The organism is Frankia sp. BMG5.23 (assembly GCF_000685765.2).
Lineage (GTDB): Bacteria > Actinomycetota > Actinomycetes > Frankiales > Frankiaceae > Frankia > Frankia casuarinae.
In genome coordinates this window covers 50,323-71,532 of the sequence record NZ_JDWE01000019.1, presented here as the reverse complement: position 1 = coordinate 71,532, position 21,210 = coordinate 50,323, and the positions used below count along the sequence as shown (strand labels likewise).

Sequence of the window (21,210 nt, the reverse complement as noted above, 5' to 3'; positions counted from 1 at the left end):
GCCGAGGCGGCTCATGGTCAGGTGCGGCCCTCGGTCTCCTGGGCGTTGCCCAGCGTCGCCTCGTAGGCGAGCCATTCGGCCCGCAGGACCGGCCAGCCGTCGGCGCGCAGCAGGTCCACCACGGCGGGGTCGTCGTCGACCACGACGGCGACCCGACGGCCGGCGCCGAGCTCGCGAAGTTCGGCGCGTTTGAACACCCGAGCCGGCCGACGGTCGGCGTCCGGACGCATCCGCAGCTCACCCGGCGGCAGATCCTGCTCGGTCAGCCAGCGCCGCGTCGCCTCTCTGGAACGCTCCGGCCGGCCGGTCAGCCATACCACCTCGTGGTCTCGGGCCAGCTTGCGGGCCAGTTCCACCCCTTCGGCCAGGGGGGGATCGGCGGGCGCCGCCGCGAAGAACGCCTCCCAGTCGCTGGGACTGGCGCGCAGGAAGCGCAATCGGTGTCGGACGTCGGCCACCACCCCGTCGACGTCGATGACGGCGAGCGGTCGCTGTTTCGCCGCTGTACCTGCCGGACCCGCCGTCTCCGTGCGGCCCGCCGTGTCAGCCGTGTCAGCCGCGTCCGTCACCGACGTTCCCTTTCCACCTGCTCATCGCCGACCTTCGCCCCTTCGATCGGTGCGCTGGCTTACCTGACCGGGACGGTTGCCCCGACGGATCATTGAACACGCGCGGCGCCGTTGGTTTGGTGCCGGTCGGGGGTGGCCCGCTCGGGTGGTCCCGGCGTCGCCGTCGTCCGGAACGGCCAGGCGGCGGGTGGTTGTACCGATAACGTCGCCGATGTCGTCGCATGCTTTCGTCCGGCGATGTCCCTGTGTCCAGACCGTCGCGCCGGCAGGCCAGTTCGGCCGGTCGGCGCGTTCTGGGATGTTTGCTCCGTCGGACGTGTCATGGTCGTCGGGGGGCTCGACGCCGAGCACGGCAACACACAGTGTGGGGAGGTCGACGTGTCGGGTACCCGGCGGGCGCGCACGCTCGTGGCCGGCATCCAGTCCTCGCTGGGGGCGGCACTGGCGCTCGCCGACCGGCTGGATGAGCAGGCGGACCGGATCGAGACCGAGGTGGGCTCCGGTGCTTCCGGGAAGGCCGGTGCCTCGGGGAAGGCCGGTGGCCCCGGTGAGTCCGGCGCGGGGCGGCTCGACGTTGCCGGGGAGCTCGCCCGGGCCGCCGTGATCGCCCGTTCCCGGGCGCGTGGATTCGCCGGCGCGTCCTGGGCGGCGCCCGACTGGCGGCACGGTCCCTTCGGCGTCGCCCCGGTCGGCGACCGGGCTCGTTTCCGGCCCGCTCTGTGGCAGGTCGGTCAGGTCATCGTGCCGCCCGACGATCCCACGGCGCAGCACCGGACGGTGCCACTGGCCATCCCGCTGCTGGACGGCCTGAACCTGCGGATCGAGACGACCCGGTCCAGCCGGCCCGCCGCGGTCGACCTCGTGCGTGGCCTGCTGACCCGCGTCCTCGCCGCGGCGCCGGCCGGGTGGGTCCGACTCGTCGTCTACGATCCCCACGAGTTCGGTGCCGGGCTCGCCGGCTTTGCGCCGCTGCGTGCCGCCGGTGTGGCCACCCCCACGCTCACGACGCGGGCCCGGCTCGAGGAGGTCCTCGCGGAGCTGTCGGCGGAGGTGGGAAGAATCACCGTGGACCGGCTCGGTGGCCGGTTCGACTCGTTGCGGGAGCGGGAGGAGGCCGGGCTTCCGCGTTCGGAGCCCTGGCGCGTCCTGGTGCTGCTTGGTGAGCCCCGGCTGCACGACGAGGGCGCGCGGGCGCTCGCCGCCATCGCGGCCCAGGGCCCGTCCTGCGGGGTGGTGGTGATCTCCATCGTGGAGGTCCGGCCGTCCGGCGTGGAGCCGGTCCTGGGCGGCTCGCGGGACGATCCCGATGCGGTGACGCCGCTGGATCCCGACGTCAGCGGTCTGGGAGCCGACGAGGACGAGGACTCGGTGACGGAACCCCTGCCGAGGTCGGTGGTGTTCACCGCGGTCGAGCTCCTCGCCGATCGGCCGGGATGGCGCGGGGCCGCCGCGGGAGGCTGGCGCACGTCGCTGACCGGTCTGCTGCGGGTCGAGCTGGACCCGCCGCCGCACTCCATGCTGGTCGCAGCGGTCGCGGCTCAGGTCGCCGCGGCGGCCACCCGGGAGGCCGCCCGCCCGCCCGCCATCAGCGACATGCTGCCCCGCGGCCTGTGGGAGTTCGACAGCGCAGCCGGGGTGGGTGTCGAGGTGGCGCAGGGCCCCGACGGGCCGGTGGGGTTCACCTTCGACGACGACACCGTGCACGCCCTCGTCGGCGGCCAGGCCGGGTCGGGCAAGTCGACGTTGCTCCTCGACGTGATCTACGGGATCGCCGCGCGTTACGGGCCCGACCAGGTCCGCTTCCATCTGCTCGACTTCAAGGAGGGGCTGGAGTTCGCCCAGTTTGCCGCCGGTCCGACGGACCCGTTCTACCTGCCGCACGCCGACACCGTCGGCATCGAGAGCGATCGCGAGTTCGGCGTCGCGGTGCTGCGGGCGGTCCGTGAACAGATGCGCCGCCGCGCCGTGGCGATGCGCGCGGTCGGCGCCCGCGACCTGCGAGGCCTGCGGGCGGCCGACCGGAGCTCGGCCTGGCCGCGGATCATCGTCGTGGTCGACGAGTTCCAGGTGATGCTCACCCCGATGGACTCGGTGGCGCGGGAGGCCGTCGCGCACCTGGAGGTCCTGGCCCGCCAGGGCCGCGCCTACGGGGTCCATCTGCTGCTCGCCAGCCAGACGCTGTCCGGTATCGACGCGCTCGATGCCACCGCCGGGAAGCGTGGTTCGATCTTCGGGCAGTTCGCGTTGCGCGTGGCGCTGCGTACCTCGATCTCGGAGTCACGGGTCCTGCTGTCCACGGCGAACGAGGCTGCCGGCGCGCTCTCGGGCGTCGGGGAGGCTATCGTCAACCGGCGCAACGGCCATCCTGCGGGCAACGAACTCGTCCGGGTCGCCTTCCCGGATCCGGCGGCGATAGGCGTGCTGCGTGGGCGGCTGGCGGCCACGACCGCGCGCAGTGTGCCGAATGCGAGGCCCCCGCGGGTCTTTGCTGGTCACGCCCCCGCGGTTCTTGACGACAACCCGATCTACCAGGCGTTGGACGGGCGTCCGGCGCCGACGGCCGTCGAGGCGGTTGCGGCCGAAGCGATCATCGGCGACGGTGGCGAAACCGGTCCGAGCCTGCTGGCGGGCGGTGCGTCGCCGGGGCGTGCTTGCGGTTCCGGGAGCGGCTCAGGGGACGGTGCCGAGAACGATGTCGATCCCCTCGCGCTGGTTGGCGTGCCCCTGGACCTCGCGCCGCCCGCGGTCGGGGTACGGCTCGCCGCGCTGCCCGGCCGGCATCTCGCCGTGCTCGGTCCGCTGCGTCGGGAGGCGGTCGGCATCCTGCAGGCGGCGGCGGCCAGCGTCGCCGCGCAGGTCCCGGCCGGTGGACTCGTGGTCGAGATCATCGTCGCGGAGCCGATGGCGCTCGCCGCCGCGGAGGTGCTCGCGGCGCGCGTGCGCCGGGCCGGGCATCCCGTTCGGGTCGCCGATGTCACCGGCCTGCGGTCGGTGCTGGCCGGTGCCGCCGACGAGACCCGTGTCCGGGAGGAGTCCGCACTCACCGGCAGCGTGGGCCCGGTCGCGCCGCCGCTGCGGCTCGTCGTCGTCTTTGCGATGGACGCCGGCCGGGCCGGGCTGGAGGCGCGTGACCCGGTGACCCGTCGCACCGGACTGGACGACCTGCGCACGCTCACCCGCCGGGGACCGGCGCAGCGCGTGCACCTGCTGGGCTGGTGGCGGGGAGTGTCCCGGCTGGCCGAGGACCTCGGTCCGGGTAACCGGGACGACATCGCCGCGTGGGTGGCGGCCGGGGTACCCGGCAGCGACCTGTTCGTCCTGGCCGGACACCGGTCAGTGACCGGTGGGACCATGCCGAATCGGGCGCTCCTGTTCGACCGGCACGTCCAGGCCGAACCGCGCACCGTGGTGCCGTTCGCGCCGTTGGATCAGGGGTAGTCCGATGCGGACCGACGACGGGACGGGAAGCGACGGCGACGTGGCGGCTGTCGGCGACGTGGCGGCTGTCGGCGACGTGGGGATCGACGGCCGAGCAGGCGCCGGGAGAGGACGGAACGGGATCGTGGCTGGATCTGTGCCGGTGGATGCGTCCGATCTCGCCGACCTGTTCGGCGACGCGGGCCTTGGCGACGCGGGCCTTGGCGACCCGGATCTTGACGATCCGGCCAAGGCGGCGATGCAGTACCGGCGCCTGCTCGGTGCGTCCGACGAGGCCCGGGCCCGGGCCGGCCGCGACGCCCGCGACCGACGGCAGGACGGCCGGGCGGCCGCGCGTCGGCACCGGGACGCCGCCCAGGACATCCGGGCCAGGGTCCGCAGTGTCTGGGACCAGGTCGCCGAGCCCCTCGCCCAGTATGGGCTCACCGAGCTCGACCAGCTGCGCTCGGCGGCCGGCGACGCCTCGGCCGAAGCGGCTGCCGCCGTCCCGCGGGTCGGCCTGGCGAAGAAGGGGACGGCGGATCGCGGCCTCTACCGCGACGGGGGCGGGTACGTCCCGGCCGAACCGGGCGATCGGCGGGGCCGATCATTGGCACAGGCCGGACGGGAGGCCGACCGCACGGGACGGGGGCTCGCGCGGCAGCGGCACCGGTCGGATGGCCTGCCGCTGGGGGCGGGCCGGGCTGCGCGGGATGGCCGCGCCGGCGGCCCGCACGAGCCGTCCGCCGCGCAGGTGGACCCGCGGACCGCGCCGCGCCAGGCATACGAGCTCTGCCTGGACGCGATGAGCAAGGCCGCCGAGCTGCGGGCCGTCTCCAAGGGCACCGGCCCGGCGTCGGCCGGGCTGCTGACGGCCCTCGCCTGCCTGCTCATCCTCGGGATCGTCGGACTTCTGCGGGCCTTCGTCGCCGCGCCCGCGCTGCCATGCCTGGTCGGGTCGACAGTGGCCGCCGCCGTTCTGGTCGCCCTCGGGGCCGGCGGCGAGGATGGGGCGAAGGCGGTGTTGCGGGCGGGCACCCTGGGAGCGGGCACGGCCGCGGTGATGGTGCTGGCTACGTTCCGGCTCGCCCCGATGGAACCGGTCGGGGTGATCGCGTCGCTGGCCGCGCTCGCGGTGGCGGTCCGCTTCGGTCTCGGCCTCGGCGGCGGGCAGGCTTCGGCCGGCGCATCGAAGAGCGGTGGTTCCAGAAGCGGTGGTTCCAGGAAGGGATGAGGACGGGTGTCAGGCACGATCGCCGACGTCAAGGCGCAGCTCGACGAGGCGTTCCGGCGCACCGAGGAGGTGGCCGGGCAGTTGGAGGGCGCGCTGAGCATGATCGAGGAGGCGCAGGCGATGGTGATCGCGGCGACCGACGGCAGTGAGCACCGTGCGGTCGAACAGTTGACCAGCGCGCTGGTGGAGACACGCGACACATTGCAGACGTCGCTGGCGTCGTTGGGATCGGCCGTGCAGGAGGTTCGGGACTACCGGGACGGTCTGTAGACGGCTGGGGTGAGGCACGGCACGCCTCCCGACGTGGGACGGGATCTCCCCGTTGCGGCTTGCCGGGGCATCTGATTACAGGAGGACACCTTTCGGGTGAGAGCAGTAACCAGATGAAGGTCTGGGTAACAACGTCCTAGCCGCGTTGCAACGCGGTGCATCCGAAAGCCGGGCTTACTACAGTCCGGATTGTCCCCGTGCGCTCGGGCGCTCGGGTTCAGCGGTGCCGGACGCCGAGTACCGCCCGTGACCAGGAGGCCGCATCCGCCGTGTCGGACTTCAACCCGCTCGACCTGTCGCTCGACCTGCCGCTCGTGCTGCTGTCCAATCGCGGTCCGGTCAGGTTCGACCGGGACGCCACCGGTCGTACCGTCACCAGGGGGGCGGGCGGCCTCGTCTCGGCCCTGTCCGGACTCGCCGAGCATCTCGACGACGCGGTGTGGGTGTGCGGCGCAGCCAGCGAGGAGGACGTCGCCGTCGCCGGGGAGAGCGCCGGGAGCTCCATCCTCGTCCAGACCTATCCCTCGCCCCGGCTCGTGGAGGGCGACCCGGACGGCCCCGCCATCCGGGTCCGGCTCGTCGTTACCGATCCGACCGCCTACGCCGACTTCTACAGCGTGTGGTCCAACCCGGTCCTGTGGTTCATCCAGCACGGCCTCTACGGCCGATCGCTGTCACCGGTGTTCACCCGGGCCGAGCACGACGCCTTCGAGAACGGCTACGCGGCGGTCAACCGGGCCTACGCCGACGCGGTGGTTGACGAGGTGCGCGCGCGGGGTGGCAAGGCGCTCGTCCTGCTGCAGGACTACCACTTCTACCTCGTGGCTGACTGGGTGCGGGAGCAGTGCCCGGATGCGGTGCTCACGCATTTCATCCACATTCCCTGGCCGGGGCCGGACGAGTGGCGCATCCTGCCCGCCGACATCCGGGAGCGACTACTGCGCGGGCTGCTCGGTAGTGATGTGGTCGGTTTCCATACCCGGCGCTACGCCCGCAACTTCGTCCTGTGCGCCCAGGAGCTGCTCGGCCTGCCGATCGACCTGGAGCAGCTGACGGTGACGGTGGCGGATCGGGTGGTCCGCGCCCGGTACCACCCGATCTCGGTCGACCCGGCGGCGCTGGACGCTACGCAGGCCTCCGAGGAGGTGGCGGCGCATGTGGCGATGCTGCGCTACATCTTCCTCGACGATGACCGTCAGCTCATCCTGCGGGTGGACCGCACCGACCCCAGCAAGAACGTCGTGCGTGGCTTTCTGGCCTTCGGCACCCTACTCGATCAGCATCCGGAGCTGGTGGGCAAGGTCAGCTTCCTGGCGCTGCTGCAGCCCAGCCGCACCGACGTGCCGGAGTACGCCGACTACATCGCCCTGATCGGCGCGGTCGTCGCGGAGATCAACGCCCGGCATACCAAGGAGGGGCGCCAGCCGATCGACCTGCGGATGGTCGAGGACTTCCCGCTCGCCGTGGCGGCCTACTCCATCTGTGACGTTCTGATCGTCAACGCGATCGCCGACGGGATGAACCTGGTCGCGAAGGAGGTCGCGGTCGTCAACCGGCGTGGCGGCGTGCTGGCGCTGTCGGAGATGGCCGGGGCGCACGAGGAGCTGGGCGAGTTCGCCGTTACCCTGCACCCCTTCGACGTGCAGCAGATGGCCGACGCCCTGTACACCGCGCTGACGATGCCGATGGAGGAGCGCCATCGTCGGCTCGCCGCGGCAGCCAGACAGGTCCGCACCCACGACGTGCGGCGCTGGCTCGACGACCAGTTGGTGGACTTGCGGCGGGTCGCCGGATTCGGGTGACCGGGCTCCCGGCGCGGGAAGGGAATGGCAAGATCGGGCAGAATGGCGAGATTGGGCAAAGGTACATCGCCATCCGGGATCGGACATGCCGATCGCGGGTAGTCTCGCACCGGAAAACGATGTGCATCGGGTCGCCGGGCGGCCCCGATGAGGACGGACGGGAGTGGACGTGGCTAGTGAGACCGGTCACCACAAGGCCAACACGGGTTCGTGGGCCGCGGTACTTCTGATCATCGTAGGCTTTGTTGTCGGGACGTTCGCCCTCCCGCTCGCCTCGGTGCCGTTGTGGATCGCGGCTGGCGCACTGCTGGTCGTTGGCGGCGTCTTCGCCCTCGCATCCAAGATCATGGAGCAGGCCTACTGAGTGCAGTGCCGATCTGGTTCACGAGGCCTGGCGCGGCACCTACCAGTTCATCGGGCTGCCGCGCCGCGGCGCTCGGCCGCCGGCCGAGCTCAGGTCGGCGGCGTTCCCGACTCAGGCCGGCGGGCCGGGTTTCGGGGCCCCTGCCGGTCCGACGGCCTCCCGCAGGCCCCGCGGCGTGACGAAGGAGACGAGCCGGGCCGAGTCCTGACCCAGCTCCGCCCAGCGCGTAACGGTCAGATCCTGGATGGCGAGTGCCGCCGTCGGAAACGTGGAGATCCGGTATCGCTCGGCCGGGGGCAGCAGGGCCACGGCCAGCGTGTGGATACCGGGATTGTGCCCGACGAGCATCACGCTGGGCACTCCGTCGTCGATCTCACGCAGCCGGTCCAGCAGGTCCTGCGCCTCGGCCAGATAGAGCCGGTCCTCGGTCAGGACCGGGACGTTCGGGGGGAGCGCATCCGCGAGGCCCTCGACGGTCTGCCGGGTCCGCAGCGCGGAGGAGCACAGAATGAGGTCGGGCGCGAGCTTGTTGTCCGTGAGATAGCGCGAGATGAGCTCGCAGCCCCGCCGGCCCGATCCGGACAGCGGTCGATCGGCGTCGTGGATTGACCCTTCGGCCCAGTCCGACTTTGCGTGCCGCAGCAGAAGAAGGCGCCGCCGTGGTTTCACGAGCGAACTCTCCGCCGTACGGGGAGGAAATCGACGGCGCGACGTCCGTCGCGTTCCAGCCGGAATTGCCGTTCCAGCCGGAGTTGCCGGGAATCCGTACCTGGCGTGGCGGGCGCGGAACGGCGAGCAGGACCCTGCAGGGCTGGTTCGATATAAAGTATGATATTCAGGGAAAAGAATTTTCCGGTGAATTTCCCAGGGTCTGTCTGTGGCAGCACGGCCCGGGGTTTCTTGCCGCCACCGCCCGGATCGTCGAATCCGGTCCCGCCGGGAGCCATACCCGTGCCCACCGCGCCCTCCCGCGTCCGGTCCCCGCGCCGCCGCGCCGCACGCCCCGCGGCGTGAGGTGATGACATGCAGACTGCCCAGGATGGGCCGGGTCCGTCAATGAGATATGGCCCGACCGGATAGCGAGGGCGTCGCGGCCGAGTCGTCTGGAACCATGATCCTGATCATCGCCGCCGATATCCGGGCAGATCGGCCGGCGTGAGGAGCCACCGCGTGACCAGGGGGGCGATCATCGCTGCGGGACGCGCCCGGGGTCACCGGGCGCGGTCCGCTCAGCTCGCGACCGACACGGACAGCAGCAGCCGGTCGGCGAAGACCAGGGCGTCGTCCGCGCTCAGCCGCCCGCGGGGGACGACGGAAGCACGCTCGTCCGAGGTCAGGCCGCCCCACACCCCGTGCTCTTCCTGACAGAAGATCGCGGTGGCCAGGCATGGGCGCTGCACCGGGCAGTCGGAGCAGATCTTGCGGGCCCGCCTCTCGGCCGCGGCCCGGGCTTTCGTGTTGCGGCCGTCCGGCGGGAAGAATGCGTCCGGGTCGCCGTCGCGGCAGGCCGCTTCCTGGCGCCAGTAGGCGGGCCAACCAGCTCCGAACGGCTGTGGCGGCAGATCACGGCCGGGAAGAACCGGGACGCCGGCGCTCATCGTGCACCGCCGGACACGTGGTGACACGCGGCGGACAGGGAGCTGAGCGTGGCGAAGCTTCGAGCGGGTAGCACGCTGGGCTGACTGGGCATACCGTCTCCTGCTGACGTTGCAAAGGCGGACACACTGCTTTTCCAGACCGCCGAATCCGGTGTTGCCTACACCCAGACAGGCAGGTCAACCTGGTCGAGCCGAGAAGCCCTCGGGCGTTCCGGGTGGAATCCGTCGACGCTGCCTTTTCGGTTGGCCTACCGTGGCCGGAGCTCCGCTCGGAAACGATCCCGTCTCGTCTCGTTAACCGAGGAACGTAGACGTCTCTCGACCGGATAGCAAGGGTTCCGGAACGCGGACGTCCGGGGCTCCGTACCGGCGTGTGCCGAGGTAGATGGTCACGCACCGTGCGCGTTCCGAGATGACTGCCGTCGGGCGGGATCGGTGTTGCCGTCGGTCGGGCTCGGTCGCCACGGCGGCCGGGTCCGGGCTCGCCGGGTACCGCCGGATGGGCGGGGAAGCGCTACTGGACAGCGGAAACAGCCTGTATGAAGATCGTTGCCGGATGACCGGTGCGGCCCGGGAGGGGCGTCGGCGGGGCATTGTCGATCAAGGTTGGAGCGGTACCCGGGTTCGATTGCGTACGGGTGACGATCCCGCGAAGGTCCGCTTACCCCGGTTCTCGGGGGATGATTTCGGTAGAGAAATGTGCGCAGAACCACATCCGATGCTTTTGCCGCTGCATGCGCCCCTGACCTCTGCGGGGTGCAGGGGCGGCGATGACGTGGCCGGCACGACCGGGATCCCCCGGGGGACCCCGGGTAGACCCCCTGGGTAAACCCGCCGGCCCGGTCGAAGCCGGTCGAAGCCGGTCGGGGCCTCGGCCGGGCCGGCGGGTCGCGGCGGTCAGCGGGCCGGGCAGGTGGGGAGTCCGGTCGCCGCCCAGCCGTGGAATCCGCCGATCACGTCGGTGGCGCGCCACAGGCCGAGCTGTCGCAACGAGTCGGCTGCGAGGCTGGAGGTGTAACCCTCTGAGCAGATCACGATGACCTGCAGATCGTCCCCCGTCGCCAGTGGCAGGCACGCGTCGCTGGTGGGGTCGAACCGCCATTCGAGGACGTTGCGCTCCACTATGACGGCGCCGGGGATCTCCCCCTCCGCGGCGCGTTGCGCCGCGGGTCGGATGTCGACCAGCACCGCGTCGCCGTTCTCGGCCAGGGCACGCGCGGCCTGCGCCGGTTCGAGTCGGTGCAGCCGGGACCGGGCCGCCGCGAGCATCGCGTCAATCCGGCTCGGTGGCGTGGCTGTGGCGTGCTCGGTTGCCGTCATGCGCCGCTCCCGGCCACCGCGTGGGTCGGAGCCCCGCGGTCGCCCCTGCCCGCCTCCATCGGCGCGGTGGCCGCGCCGATGGTGACGGCCGGGCCCAGGACCGTCGCGGCTGCCGCGGCCGCGGGTGGGATCTCGACGGCACGCGGATCCTCCGCCCGGCCGCCATCGGCCGGCGCCGGCGCGAACCGCATCGACAGTTCCGGTGGGGAGTAGGCGTGGATCGTCGTCGCGACCTGCCGGCCGCGGTTGGCGACCCGGTGGATGTGGGTCGGGTCGAAGCCGACCACGGCCCCGGTCCCGTGCCGGTGCATCTGGGAGCTGGTCCAGCTCCGGTCGTACTGGTCCTCCTCCACGAAACCCTCGGCGACCGTCAGCGCCCCCAGCGCGCCGCCGTGATCGTGTACCTCCGTCTGCTGCCCCGGATACCAGCCGATCAGCCACACCTCCACGGTCGCGGAGAGCAGCAGCCGGGTGTACCACCGGCGGTCGGGACGGTGACGGATGACGGGACGCCAGACCTCGGGTGTCGCCGCGAGCGCGGCGGTCAGTTCGCACAGGGTCACCAGGTCGATGAGGCCCGGCTCATCGCTCAGGCACGAGGCCGGCACGAAGGGGTCGGCGAGGCGGGTGGGGTCGGCGATGCGGGTGGGGTCGGCGATGAGGACCGGGTGGAGGAGGGGCACGGGTCACTCCCAAGGCGCGGGTGATGCCGGGACGCGGGTGGTGCCGGTGGCGTTCGCCGGCACACTGCCGGACACGGCCGGGCGGGGAGAAGCGGTGCCGCGCGCGAGACTGAGGCGCCAGGTCACCGCGTCGAATGAGCACGATGGTGATGTCCTGCCGGCGTTGGCCCGCCGCGACGCAGGCACGGAGCGCGACGGCACGAAGCGGTGGAGATCACGGTGCGAACGGGCTGAGCGTGGCGTCGCGCGGCCGACGGATCGTCGGGGCGGGGCGACGGAACTGCCAGCTGGACCAGCCGATCAGCCAGCCAGGGACGGCAGGCGACGAGCCACCGGCGCCGCCGGTGGCGCCGCGGGAGGATGACGCTGGCTCAGGCCCGCCCGGTACACGCCGCGCTGACGACCCGGCTCAGGTCCGTCACACGGTCGCGGTGCAGGAAGAGGTGGGGCACTGCCATGAACGATACTCTACGTTGGAGGTAGCCCGGCGCGTTATGGCCTCCCGAGACCCGGCCGGTGCCCGTCATGGCGTTCCGCCCGCTGCTCCACGGAGTGGGTGTTTGCCGGATATCCTGCATGGCAGGCAATCCTTCCGCCTGGGCAGGCGCCCGCGTCACCCTGCTGGAGCGAGGGACCGGAAATGAGGTGCCACGCGCGGTGGTTTTCGTCGAATTCCGTCGATACCCGGACGAAGGTTCGGTCATTGCCCTGGACCAGGGCCTGGGCCGATGAGCGGACCCGTCCCCGATGTCGATCGCGCGCGGCTCGAACAGCTTCTGATCCAGCTCTCCGAGCAGGTGAACGAAGTGGCGTCCGTGCAGACCCGGATGCGTGGCCTACTCGACGCGGTCGTCGACGTGGCCCGGGAACTGAGCCTGCCGGTCACCCTGCGCCGGATCGCGCAGGCCGCCTGCCAGCTCGTGGGGGCCAAGTACGGCGCCCTCGGGGTGATCGGCGACGACGGGGAGATCTCGGAGCTTATCCACGTGGGCTTCCCTGACGAGGTGCCCACCATGATCGGCAGGCTTCCCGAGGGGCGCGGCCTGATCGGGGAGAGTCTGCGCCACCCGCGGCCGTTGCGGGTGGCCGACGTCGCCCGTCATCCCGTCGCGATCGGGTTTCCCAGCGGGCACCCGCGGTTCGACACCTTCCTCAACGTCCCGATCATGGTGCGGGGCGCGGCGTTCGGAACGCTGTTCCTCGGCGCGAAGCGCGGCGGCGGCGAGTTCACCCAGGAGGACGAGGACCTGGCGTGCGCGTTGGCGGCCGCGGTCGGTTTCGCGATCGAGAACGCGCGGCTGTACGAGGAGACCAGGCGCCGGCAGGCCTGGCTCTCGGCCAGCGCGGAGATCACGACCGCGCTGCTGTCGGTTGCGGAGCCCGAGAAGGCGCTCGACCTCGTGGCCCGGCGGGCCCGTCAGGCGACTGCGGCCCGGCTTGCCGCGATCCTCGTCCCCGACGAGGTCGGCCTGGTGGTCGGGGTTGTCGACGGGGAGGGGGACGACGACCTGCGGGGCCGGGTCTTCGCCGACAACCGCCGCCTGAACGAGGCCATGCGCACCGGCCGGGCCGTGCTCGTGCCCGTCGACTCCCCGGGCGGTCCGCTGTTCGGCGCGGACCATGCCGACCTCCCGGTGAAGGTCGGCATGGTGGTGCCGCTGATGGCGGGTGGCCGGGCGCTGGGCATCCTTGTCCTCGGCTCGGGTGGGCGTTCGGCCTCCTTCGGTGGTCTGGACCTGGAGATGGCCGCGGCTTTCGCCGGGCAGGCCGCGCTCACCCTCGAACTGGCCCGGGTGCACCGCGACCGGGAGCGTCTGGCTGTCTTCGAGGAACGGGACCGCATCGCTCGGGACCTGCACGATGTCGTGATCCAGCGGTTGTTCGCCACCGGTCTGCACCTGCAGAGCCTCGCCCGGGCCGTGGACAGCCGGGCGGCCGAGCGGCTGGACGCCGCCGCCGGCGAGCTTGACCAGACCATCTCCGACATCCGTCAGACGATCTTCTCGTTGACCTCCAACGCTGCTGAGGAGACCGATCTGCGCGCCGAGATCCAAGCGGTCATCGCCCAGGCCGAACGGGCCCTGGGGATCACCCCGACGGTCCGGCTGGACGGACCGATCGACCGCGGGGTCCCCGCGGCCATCCGCCCGCACATGCTCGCGGCGCTGCGCGAGGCGTTGTCCAACATCGCCCGCCACGCGCGGGCCTCCCGGATCCACGTGTTGCTGCGGGTCACCGACGCCGACCTCCTGGTCGAGGTGCGCGACGACGGCCGCGGCCCTGGCAAGGCCTCGCGCAGCAGCGGGCTGGCCAACCTGCGACACCGTGCGCTCGACCTCGGCGGCCGGATGGAGTTCGGCCCGGGAGCGGGCGGCATCGGCACCACCATGACCTGGCAGGTTCCAGTGATCGCGCCGTTGCCCGAGCTTCGCGTGCACTCCGGCGAGGGATGGGGCGTCCTCGGTTAGCGGGTGCGGCGGGGCTGCGGGGAACCCCGGGCCTCAGAGGCCTCAAGAGCCTCAGGGATTCAGGGGTTCAGCCTGGTGGCGAACACCGCGGCCTGGGTCCGGCTCTCCAGCCCGAGCTTGGACAGCATGCTGGAGACGTAGTTCTTCACGGTCTTCTCGGCGAGGAACATCCGGCTGGCGATCTGGCGGTTGGTGAGCCCCTCCGCGATCAGCCGGAGGATACGCCGCTCCTGGTCGGTGAGCCCGGAGAGCCGTTCGTCCTCGGCCGGTCCCTCCCGCAGCCGCACCAGGACCCGGGGCGTCACCGCGGGATCGAGCAGAGACTTGCCCGCCGCCACCTGGCGCACCGCGTCCACGAGGGCGGTTCCCCGGATCTGCTTGAGAACGTAGCCGGCCGCGCCCGCCATGATCGCTGTGAAGAGCGCCTCCTCGTCGTCGAACGAGGTCAGGATGAGGCAGGCGATCCGTGGATCGCTCGACCGGACCTGCCGGCAGACCTCGATACCGCTGCCGTCCTCCAGGCGTGCGTCCAGCACCGCGACGTGGGGCTGGAGAGCCAGGATCCGGGCGACCGCCTCATCGGCCCGCCCGGCCTCCCCGACCACCTCCACATCGGGTTCGTCGGTGAGGAGATCCCGCAGCCCGCGACGCACCACCTCGTGGTCGTCGAGAAGGAACACCCGGATGGTTCCGGTGATCGACGCAGGCCCCGGTGCGTCACCGACTCCGGAACCGTCCGCCAGTTCGTCTGACACCGTTGACTCCGCCCGACCCTGACGCCGTAGAAGACCGTCGCTGTTGTCACCTGCAGCAAGCAGAATATAACGCTCGCTGTTGGAGGCGGTGACCTCGACCGCACGGAAGCGGTGTCGTGCGTCTCGGCGGATGCCGTTCGGTGAACCCGTGAACGCCGGTTCCGGCCTCATCCGAAAAGGGTAGGTCCGGGTGGCGTCCGCCGAAGTCCGGTGAGGTGTAATCGAGCGACTTCATGATGTGATTACGCCAGGTCGCAATTGGCGTGCCGACGGCGGATGCAGAGTCCGTCCGCGAGCCCGGAGGTTTCGCCTGCTCCCCGGCGCGGCGCTGCGGCCCGTTGGCCGTAGCAGGGGAACCTCGATCGGGGCCGTCCGGTGTTTGTATCGTATGTCCGCCATGTGGCAAAAAGCACCCCGCTGCGTAGCGCATCCGATCCGTCCGTCAAGATGCAGTTCTCGCCCTCAGGCGTCGGCGCCATTCTCCGGGGTCGGCCGATCATGGGCGTCTTCGGCGTAGCGGCAGACAGAGATCGAGGGAAAGGACGTGCGGTCGTGCGATGGGGTAGGGGCGACGTGGCGACCACCACGGTCGCGGCGAGGATCGCGACGCTTCTGACGGAGCAGGCCGGCGGCGGGGCGCTCACGGATCCGCGGCTCGCCGCGGCGGCCAGCCGTTCCTGGACGCTGACGGAGACGATCGACTCCGCCGGGTCCGTTACCTGTCGGGTGACCACGGCCGTTGTCGCGGGCGCCACCGCGACGGCCTCCGAGGTCCCCGTGGTGACGGGACCGCAGCCGGATCCGACCCTGTCGTACGAGCAGCTCGTTCGCTACCGTGACGCCCTGCTCGCCGCGGATTTCGCCGTTCAGGAGGTCTTCGAGGACTGGCGGACGGTCGCTCTCGACGTGCGGGTCGCGGAGGAGGCGGAGGATGCCGCTCCGGCCGACCTGCCCGAGGCGACCGGTGAGGCTGTCGAGACCGGTGAGGCCGCCTTCTCGACCGCCGTGGACTCGCAGCCGGCCGTGGACTCGCAGCCGGCCGTGGACTCGCAGCCCGCCGTGGACTCGCAGCCCGCGCAGGTCGCCTCGACAACCGGGGAACAGCCCGTCAGGCCCGCAGCGGAGGCCGCAGCGGAGGCCGAGGCGGAGGCCGCAGCGGAGGCCGAGGACGCGCCGGTCGTGACGGGTAGCCGGAAGCGGCCCGGCCGGAGGTCGGCCGACGCAGGCCGTCCGCGAGCCCGGCGCGGTCTGTTGCGACGTCGTGTTCCCGCCGGGAAAGCCGTGGCCGTGGCATCCGCGGCCGACACGGGCGGCTGCGACGACGCCGCCGCGGCCGAGGCTGCCGACTCCACCACCCCCGACTCCATCGTCGGCGGGTCGTCGGCGTCCTGATGCCGGACCGCTGGGGTGCCTGACCGCCGGGCGGGCCTTCGCGGCTTCGGGACTACTCGACGGTCGTGACGGTCGCCGCCGTGGCGGCCGTTGTCGTCGTGGCGGCCGTTGTCGTCGTGGCGGCTTCCGCCGTCGCGGCGTCCACGTCCGGCAGGTGCCGGCGGGATGCCACGACGGTCAGGCCGCGGAAGATCGGGATCGCTCAGTAGGGGCGGCGGTGGCGGGCCGACGAGTTCCCCGTGCCGCGAATCCAGCCGTGTTGGGGCACCCGGAGCGGCGTCCCGGGGCCGGCGGCTCGCAGCCGGCTGATGAACGGCATGACGAGCAACGCGCCGACCGCGAAGCCGACTACATGTGCTCCGTACGCCACGGTACCGCCGTCGGCGACGCCGAATCCGGTGAAGTAGATGTACTGCAACGCGAACCAGAAACCGAGGACGATCCAGGCCGGCAGCCAGAACGGCAGAAAGAACAGGACGGAGACCAGGCCGATGACGCGGGCCCGTGGGAAGAGCACCAGATAGGCCCCCAACACGCCGGCGACCGCGCCGGAGGCGCCGATCAGGGTGTTCGTCGACCCACCCTCCAACAAGGCGAAGCCGTACCCGGCGGCGTATCCGCAGACCAGGTAGAACAGCGGGTAGAGCAGCCTGCCCATGCGATCTTCAATGTTGTTGCCGAAGACCCCGAGGAACAGCATGTTGCCGATCAGATGAAGCCAGCTTCCATGCAGGAACATCGAGGTCAGCACCGACAGCACCGGGATCTTGTCGAAGCTGGGCGGTGATTCCACGATGCATCCCGGGTTGCCGGCCGCATCCACCCCGATCTGGCCGGAGTTCGCGGCGGTGAGCTGCGCATTGTGCACCAGTTCCCACGGGATCGCACCCCACTCCTGAAAGAACCGCTGCTGCTCACAGATGTTCTGTGCCGCCGACGTCTCCGTGCCGGCGACCGAGCTGACCACCGGTTCGAAGAAAACGAAGATCACCACGTTCGCCGCGATGAGCAGCCAGGTCACGACCGGGCGGCGGCGCAGGGGATTGATGTCGTGAATCGGGATGACCACACTGACATCCTGCCCGATGCGCCTGGGCAACTACTCCTACCTGGCACTCCTGGCCGACGATCAGCCAGGGGTCGTCGGCCTCTGCCTCCGCCGCGAAGATCACACCGGGGCGATGCCGCCGCTGGGAAACTTGGCCTCACCCTGGCCGAGGGGCCGGTCGACCGAGACGGCGAACCGTGGAAGGCGAACCATCCGCACTACCTCACTTCACAGTTCCTGGCATCCTCGCGATACTGCGTGGGCTGGAAGGCAATCCGTACGAGGACGAGGGTGTCAACCAGCTGGAGCACGCGCCAGACCGCCGAGCAAGCACGGCGGTCTGGCGCGGATGCCGATGTCGTCGCTGCGGCGCTTCTGCACGACATCGGTCGTGCCCCTGGCGTCGCCGCCGCCGACGTCACCTTCGATGATATCATCATGATGCGCGTCCGCTTGACCAATAGCGCCCATCTCGAGGAGTTCAACACGCTCTATGCGACCTGGGTCAAGGACCCCTCCCGGCCCGGACCACCGTGTGCGTCGACCTGCCCCGTGACTTCCTCGTCCTCGTCGACGCGCTCGCCGTCCTCGACGCCGCCGACTGAGTGGGGGTAGCCGCGAGTTGGACTCCTGTCGGGTTGGGGTTCGAGGGCAGGACGGGCGGGTGACGAGCTCGGGCGGGTGACGCAGTGGTGTGAGACCGCAGTTGTGTGAGACGCACGACGATCGGCCCGGGCCAGCGCCACCCAGGCCACCGCCGTCGACCGGGGTGGGCGAGAGTGGGGAGGTGACCCCTCGTTCGACGATCGCCGTCCCGCCGCCCGCGCTCACCCCCCGGCCCCAGACCCCGGTGGCGGACGTGGGCGACCTCGTCGCCCGCGATCGGCGGGTGGTCTGGCATCCGTATGCTTCGGTGTCCGGCTCCACGCCGCTCTTCCCGGTCGCATCCGCCGCGGGGACCCGGCTGACGTTGACCGACGGCCGGGAATTGATCGACGGGATGTCGTCGTGGTGGGCGGCGATTCACGGCTACCGGCATCCCGTGCTCGACGAGGCGGTGCGCGGGCAGCTCGAGACGATGTCCCATGTGATGTTCGGCGGTCTGACCCATGAGCCGGCGGTGGCCCTCGCCGAGACCCTCGTGGCGATCACGCCGGATCCGTTGCGGCGGGTCTTCCCGTGCGATTCGGGTTCCGTCGCCGTCGAGGTCGCGATCAAGATGGCGCTGCAGTACTGGACCGGACGGGGCCGGCCGGGCCGGACGCGCCTGCTCACCATCCGACGCGGCTACCACGGCGACACCTCGGGCGCGATGGCGGTCTGTGATCCGGACGCGGGCATGCATCACCTGTTCAGCCACCTGCTGCCCCGCCATCTGTTCGCCTCCGCCCCGGCCTGCGCCTTCGACGAGCCGTGTGAGGACGCTCACGTCGCCGAGATCGAGGGGCTGTTGGCCGGGCACGCCGACGAGATCGCGGCGGTCATCTGCGAGCCGGTTGTGCAGGGCACCGGAGCCATGCGGTGGTATGCGCCGGGCTGGCTGGCGCGGCTGCGCGAGCTGTGCGACCACTACGGGGTGCTGCTGATCGCCGACGAGATCGCGGTCGGGTTCGGCCGCTCGGGCGAGCTGTTCGGCTGCGACCATGCCGGCATCAGCCCCGACATCATGTGCGTGGGCAAGGCGATGACCGGTGGATACCTGTCCATGGCCGCGACGCTGTGCACCGACGAGGTCGCGGCGGGCGTCTGCGACTCGCCGGCCGGCGCGTTCATGCACGGCCCCACGTTCATGGGCAACCCCCTGGCGAGCGCGGTCGCGAACGCCAGCATCGACCTGCTCCTCTCCTCGCCCTGGCAGGCTCGGGTGCGCGAGATCTCCGCCGGGCTCTCCGCCGGGCTCGCCCCGGCCGCCGACCTGCCCGGGGTCGCCGACGTGCGGGTACTCGGCGCCATCGGAGTGATCGAGACGCGGGAGCCCGTCGACATGACCGTGATCCAGCCGCTGTTGGTGGATCTCGGGGTCTGGGTCCGCCCGTTCGGACGGTTGGTCTACACGATGCCGCCGTTCATCATCTCCCCCGCCGACGTGGCCACCCTGGCCGCCGCGATGGTCGAGGCGGTCGCCCGTACCATCTGATCGCCGCGTCACCGGTTCGTCCGCGTTACCGGTTCGTCCGCGTCACCGGTTCGTCCGCGTTACCGACGCGTCGGTCCCTACGCCGCCGCCAGGTGTCAGGAGCGGACGGCGGGCATCGAGCTGGTCCCTCGGCGGTCCCTCCCTCGGCCGTCCTTGGTCTCCGGGCGGCGGACGTGCCGTTTCCCGGGCGTGTCGGATGTGGTCTCTCGGCGGTGTCCCGCAGCCGACGCGACCGGGCGGCCCGTCGTGACGCCTCCTTCGGCCCGGCATTCGTCGTCGCAGGTCAGGTGCCATTTCCTGGGCAACTATCGCGCGCGTGCCGGGGAGAAAACACGGCTCGGCGACGCCGCGAACGGCTAAGAACCGGCATTCGGACGGTTGCGAATTGGCGAAGCGCCTTCGTACTCTTCGTTCTCGAAGATTCACCGTAAGTAGCAGCGACCAGGTTGGATTCACCGGGCGGTTCCGGCCGGGTACGGCCGTGGACAAGAACGAGGAAGGCCATCCACCAATGCCGTTACGCATACGACTGGCGCGGGGCGCGGGTTCCGTTCTGGTGGGCACCCTTCGGCGTGGCTGGCGGCGAGTCCGCGGGGTGACCACGCGGGGAGCGGGCACGACTGCCCGGACCGGTCGCGGGGCGGCACGAGGCGAAGCGTCCGCCCCACCCGCGAGCGCCGAACCCGTCGGCCCCTGGATGATCGGCCCTCCGCCGTTGGGCCCTCGCCTGGCCGGCCCTCGCCTGGCCGTGCTGCGCCTGCTCGGCCACGGCTGGATGCTGTGGCGCGCGCCCGGGGGGTTGATGCGGCGGGGGTTAATCGTAGTCTTCTGCTGGCTGAGCATGGCCGGGTTCGCGGCGGCGGGTCTGCGTCCGCGATGGACCGACCTCGCGGCCTTCGCCACCTTCGTTGTTCTCGGGGCGCTGGCCGTGGTGGCGTCCGGACGGCTGGGTGAGGATCTGACCGTTCCCGGGGCCCGACGTCATGACCTGCTGTCCACCTGGACGGTGGCGGCGGCGGTCCTGCTGCCGCCGTTCTACCCGGCGGTTGTCAGCCTGCCGCTGTGCTGGCTCGCCGGCCGTCGTGATCCAGTACAGCCGCCGCATCTGCGCGTGTTCCACGCCGCGGCGTTGGGCATCGCGGGCTTCTGTGCCTCCAGCGTCCATCTGCTGCTTAGCCCCGATCGAGGGCCGTTCACCGTCGACAACCTCGTCGGGTCCGGCGTCGCGGTGCTGGCCTTCCTCGCCGCGGTTGCGGTTTACCCGGTTGTGGCGAGGCTGACCGTGATGGGGATGAGGCTGACCGTGATGGGGATGGCGACGTCCGATGGTCGGGAGAGCCTCGATTCGTGCTCCGGTGTGGCGGCCGGTCCAGCCCGGCCGGGCTGGCCGGACCGGCCGGACCGGACCGGGGTCGTCCCGTCACCTGTCATCCCCGCCCGGACCCCGCTCCGGCATGCGTGCCGCGACCTCGTGCCCGCGCAGGCCGCCGAGATCTGCTCGTCGATCGTGGTCGCGGTGCTGTGGGCGGCGAACCCGTTGCTCATGCTGGCGATCACACCCCCCGTCCTGCTGCTGCAACGCAGCCTGTTGCACGCCGAGCTCCTGCATGCCGCGCGGTCCGACGCGAAGACCCGGCTGGCCAACCCGGCGTACTGGCGCCAGGTCGCGGAACGCGAGATCAACCGGGCCTGCCAGGTGGGGCGTCCACTGTCGGTGCTCCTGGTCGACATCGACCACTTCAAGCGGGTCAATGACAGGTTTGGTCATCTCATCGGGGACGTCATTCTGATCGCGGTGGCGGACGCGCTGCGGGCGGCGACCCGCCCCCGGGATCTCGTCGGACGGTTCGGGGGCGAGGAGTTCGTGGTGCTGCTCACCGAGGTCGAGCTGGAGAACGCGGCCGATGTCGCGGAACGGATCCGCCGCCAAGTCGCCGGAACCCACTGCCGGCTGGAGGGCCGGCCTCCCCTGTCGGTGACCGTGTCCGTGGGAGTCGCGACACATCACGGCCCCCGCGGCGACCTCGCCGGCCTCATCGCCCGTGCGGACTCCGCGCTCTACCGGGCCAAGGCCGATGGTCGTAACCGGGTACGGCTCGCCGGGCCGGTCTACAGCTCCGTCTGAGGCCGCTGCGGGCTCCGCTGAGGCGGCG

General features: G+C 71.4%; 17 protein-coding genes. 10 read left to right on the top strand and 7 right to left on the bottom strand.

Going from position 1 to position 21,210, the window contains the following annotated elements; all coding sequences use genetic code 11:
* Positions 1-17: 17 nt before the first annotated feature.
* Entirely contained in the window at positions 18-569 is a 552-nt protein-coding gene (locus BMG523DRAFT_RS11210) for a hypothetical protein (protein WP_083494797.1), read from the bottom strand.
* Positions 570-890: 321 nt separating this feature from the next.
* On the opposite strand from BMG523DRAFT_RS11210, the gene BMG523DRAFT_RS11205 reads away from it, so the two are divergent.
* The 5 genes from BMG523DRAFT_RS11205 to BMG523DRAFT_RS11185 all read left to right on the top strand — a co-directional run bounded on the left by BMG523DRAFT_RS11205 (position 891) and on the right by BMG523DRAFT_RS11185 (position 7,656).
* Positions 891-4,007, top strand: coding sequence for an FtsK/SpoIIIE domain-containing protein (locus BMG523DRAFT_RS11205; RefSeq protein ID WP_235463076.1), 3,117 nt, complete (start codon positions 891-893; stop codon positions 4,005-4,007).
* A gap of 4 nt (positions 4,008-4,011) precedes the next feature.
* Positions 4,012-5,220 carry a hypothetical protein gene (locus BMG523DRAFT_RS11200; protein WP_043591095.1) on the top strand — a complete coding sequence of 403 codons (1,209 nt, stop codon included), beginning with the start codon at positions 4,012-4,014 and terminating at the stop codon, positions 5,218-5,220.
* Between the two features lie 6 nt (positions 5,221-5,226).
* Entirely contained in the window at positions 5,227-5,490 is a 264-nt protein-coding gene (locus tag BMG523DRAFT_RS11195) for a hypothetical protein (RefSeq protein ID WP_011435917.1), read from the top strand.
* A 269-nt stretch (positions 5,491-5,759) separates the two neighbouring features.
* Positions 5,760-7,292: a trehalose-6-phosphate synthase gene (locus BMG523DRAFT_RS11190; protein WP_011435918.1), complete on the top strand. Its 1,533-nt coding sequence runs from the start codon at positions 5,760-5,762 to the stop codon at positions 7,290-7,292.
* 163 nt (positions 7,293-7,455) lie between these two features.
* Positions 7,456-7,656 carry a hypothetical protein gene (locus BMG523DRAFT_RS11185; protein WP_023840511.1) on the top strand — a complete coding sequence of 67 codons (201 nt, stop codon included), beginning with the start codon at positions 7,456-7,458 and terminating at the stop codon, positions 7,654-7,656.
* Between the two features lie 111 nt (positions 7,657-7,767).
* Here the strand turns inward: BMG523DRAFT_RS11185 and BMG523DRAFT_RS11180 are convergent, their stop codons facing one another.
* From BMG523DRAFT_RS11180 to BMG523DRAFT_RS11165, 4 genes are all read right to left on the bottom strand, one after another.
* Positions 7,768-8,325 carry a histidine phosphatase family protein gene (locus BMG523DRAFT_RS11180; RefSeq protein ID WP_011435919.1) on the bottom strand — a complete coding sequence of 186 codons (558 nt, stop codon included), beginning with the start codon at positions 8,323-8,325 and terminating at the stop codon, positions 7,768-7,770.
* Positions 8,326-8,885: 560 nt separating this feature from the next.
* Positions 8,886-9,254: a WhiB family transcriptional regulator gene (locus tag BMG523DRAFT_RS11175; protein ID WP_011435921.1), complete on the bottom strand. Its 369-nt coding sequence runs from the start codon at positions 9,252-9,254 to the stop codon at positions 8,886-8,888.
* Positions 9,255-10,151: 897 nt separating this feature from the next.
* The gene (locus BMG523DRAFT_RS11170; protein ID WP_035941325.1) at positions 10,152-10,523 is read right to left on the bottom strand and encodes a rhodanese-like domain-containing protein; all 372 of its coding nucleotides are present in this window, start codon (positions 10,521-10,523) and stop codon (positions 10,152-10,154) included.
* 47 nt (positions 10,524-10,570) lie between these two features.
* Positions 10,571-11,257: a cysteine dioxygenase family protein gene (locus tag BMG523DRAFT_RS11165; protein WP_011435923.1), complete on the bottom strand. Its 687-nt coding sequence runs from the start codon at positions 11,255-11,257 to the stop codon at positions 10,571-10,573.
* Positions 11,258-11,985: 728 nt separating this feature from the next.
* On the opposite strand from BMG523DRAFT_RS11165, the gene BMG523DRAFT_RS11160 reads away from it, so the two are divergent.
* Entirely contained in the window at positions 11,986-13,725 is a 1,740-nt protein-coding gene (locus BMG523DRAFT_RS11160; RefSeq protein ID WP_011435925.1) for a GAF domain-containing sensor histidine kinase, read from the top strand.
* 59 nt (positions 13,726-13,784) lie between these two features.
* Here BMG523DRAFT_RS11160 and BMG523DRAFT_RS11155 read toward each other — a convergent pair whose 3' ends face one another.
* The gene (locus BMG523DRAFT_RS11155; protein WP_049761058.1) at positions 13,785-14,468 is read right to left on the bottom strand and encodes a response regulator transcription factor; all 684 of its coding nucleotides are present in this window, start codon (positions 14,466-14,468) and stop codon (positions 13,785-13,787) included.
* 585 nt (positions 14,469-15,053) lie between these two features.
* On the opposite strand from BMG523DRAFT_RS11155, the gene BMG523DRAFT_RS11150 reads away from it, so the two are divergent.
* A complete protein-coding gene (locus BMG523DRAFT_RS11150; protein WP_043591094.1) occupies positions 15,054-15,872 on the top strand; it encodes a hypothetical protein in 819 nt (272 codons plus the stop codon).
* A 202-nt stretch (positions 15,873-16,074) separates the two neighbouring features.
* On the opposite strand, the gene BMG523DRAFT_RS11145 is transcribed toward BMG523DRAFT_RS11150, so the two are convergent.
* Positions 16,075-16,941 carry a rhomboid family intramembrane serine protease gene (locus tag BMG523DRAFT_RS11145; RefSeq protein WP_035910646.1) on the bottom strand — a complete coding sequence of 289 codons (867 nt, stop codon included), beginning with the start codon at positions 16,939-16,941 and terminating at the stop codon, positions 16,075-16,077.
* A 270-nt stretch (positions 16,942-17,211) separates the two neighbouring features.
* On the opposite strand from BMG523DRAFT_RS11145, the gene BMG523DRAFT_RS25270 reads away from it, so the two are divergent.
* The 3 genes from BMG523DRAFT_RS25270 to BMG523DRAFT_RS11130 all read left to right on the top strand — a co-directional run bounded on the left by BMG523DRAFT_RS25270 (position 17,212) and on the right by BMG523DRAFT_RS11130 (position 21,182).
* The gene (locus tag BMG523DRAFT_RS25270) at positions 17,212-17,535 is read left to right on the top strand and encodes a RidA family protein (RefSeq protein ID WP_043591091.1); all 324 of its coding nucleotides are present in this window, start codon (positions 17,212-17,214) and stop codon (positions 17,533-17,535) included.
* A gap of 235 nt (positions 17,536-17,770) precedes the next feature.
* Positions 17,771-19,057 (top strand): adenosylmethionine--8-amino-7-oxononanoate transaminase, encoded by a 1,287-nt coding sequence (bioA, locus tag BMG523DRAFT_RS11135; RefSeq protein WP_051623841.1) that lies wholly within the window; start codon positions 17,771-17,773, stop codon positions 19,055-19,057.
* 715 nt (positions 19,058-19,772) lie between these two features.
* Positions 19,773-21,182 (top strand): GGDEF domain-containing protein, encoded by a 1,410-nt coding sequence (locus BMG523DRAFT_RS11130; protein WP_235463075.1) that lies wholly within the window; start codon positions 19,773-19,775, stop codon positions 21,180-21,182.
* The last annotated feature ends 28 nt before the right edge of the window (positions 21,183-21,210 follow it).

Bases quoted from the DNA above. Each gene is read 5' to 3' on its own strand.
- BMG523DRAFT_RS11205 (WP_235463076.1), top strand. From the start codon at position 891: ATGGTCGTCGGGGGGCTCGACGCCGAGCACGGCAACACACAGTGTGGG.
- BMG523DRAFT_RS11200 (WP_043591095.1), top strand. From the start codon at position 4,012: ATGCGGACCGACGACGGGACGGGAAGCGACGGCGACGTGGCGGCTGTC.
- BMG523DRAFT_RS11175 (WP_011435921.1), bottom strand. From the start codon at position 9,254: ATGAGCGCCGGCGTCCCGGTTCTTCCCGGCCGTGATCTGCCGCCACAG.
- BMG523DRAFT_RS11170 (WP_035941325.1), bottom strand. From the start codon at position 10,523: ATGCTCGCGGCGGCCCGGTCCCGGCTGCACCGACTCGAACCGGCGCAG.
- BMG523DRAFT_RS11160 (WP_011435925.1), top strand. From the start codon at position 11,986: ATGAGCGGACCCGTCCCCGATGTCGATCGCGCGCGGCTCGAACAGCTT.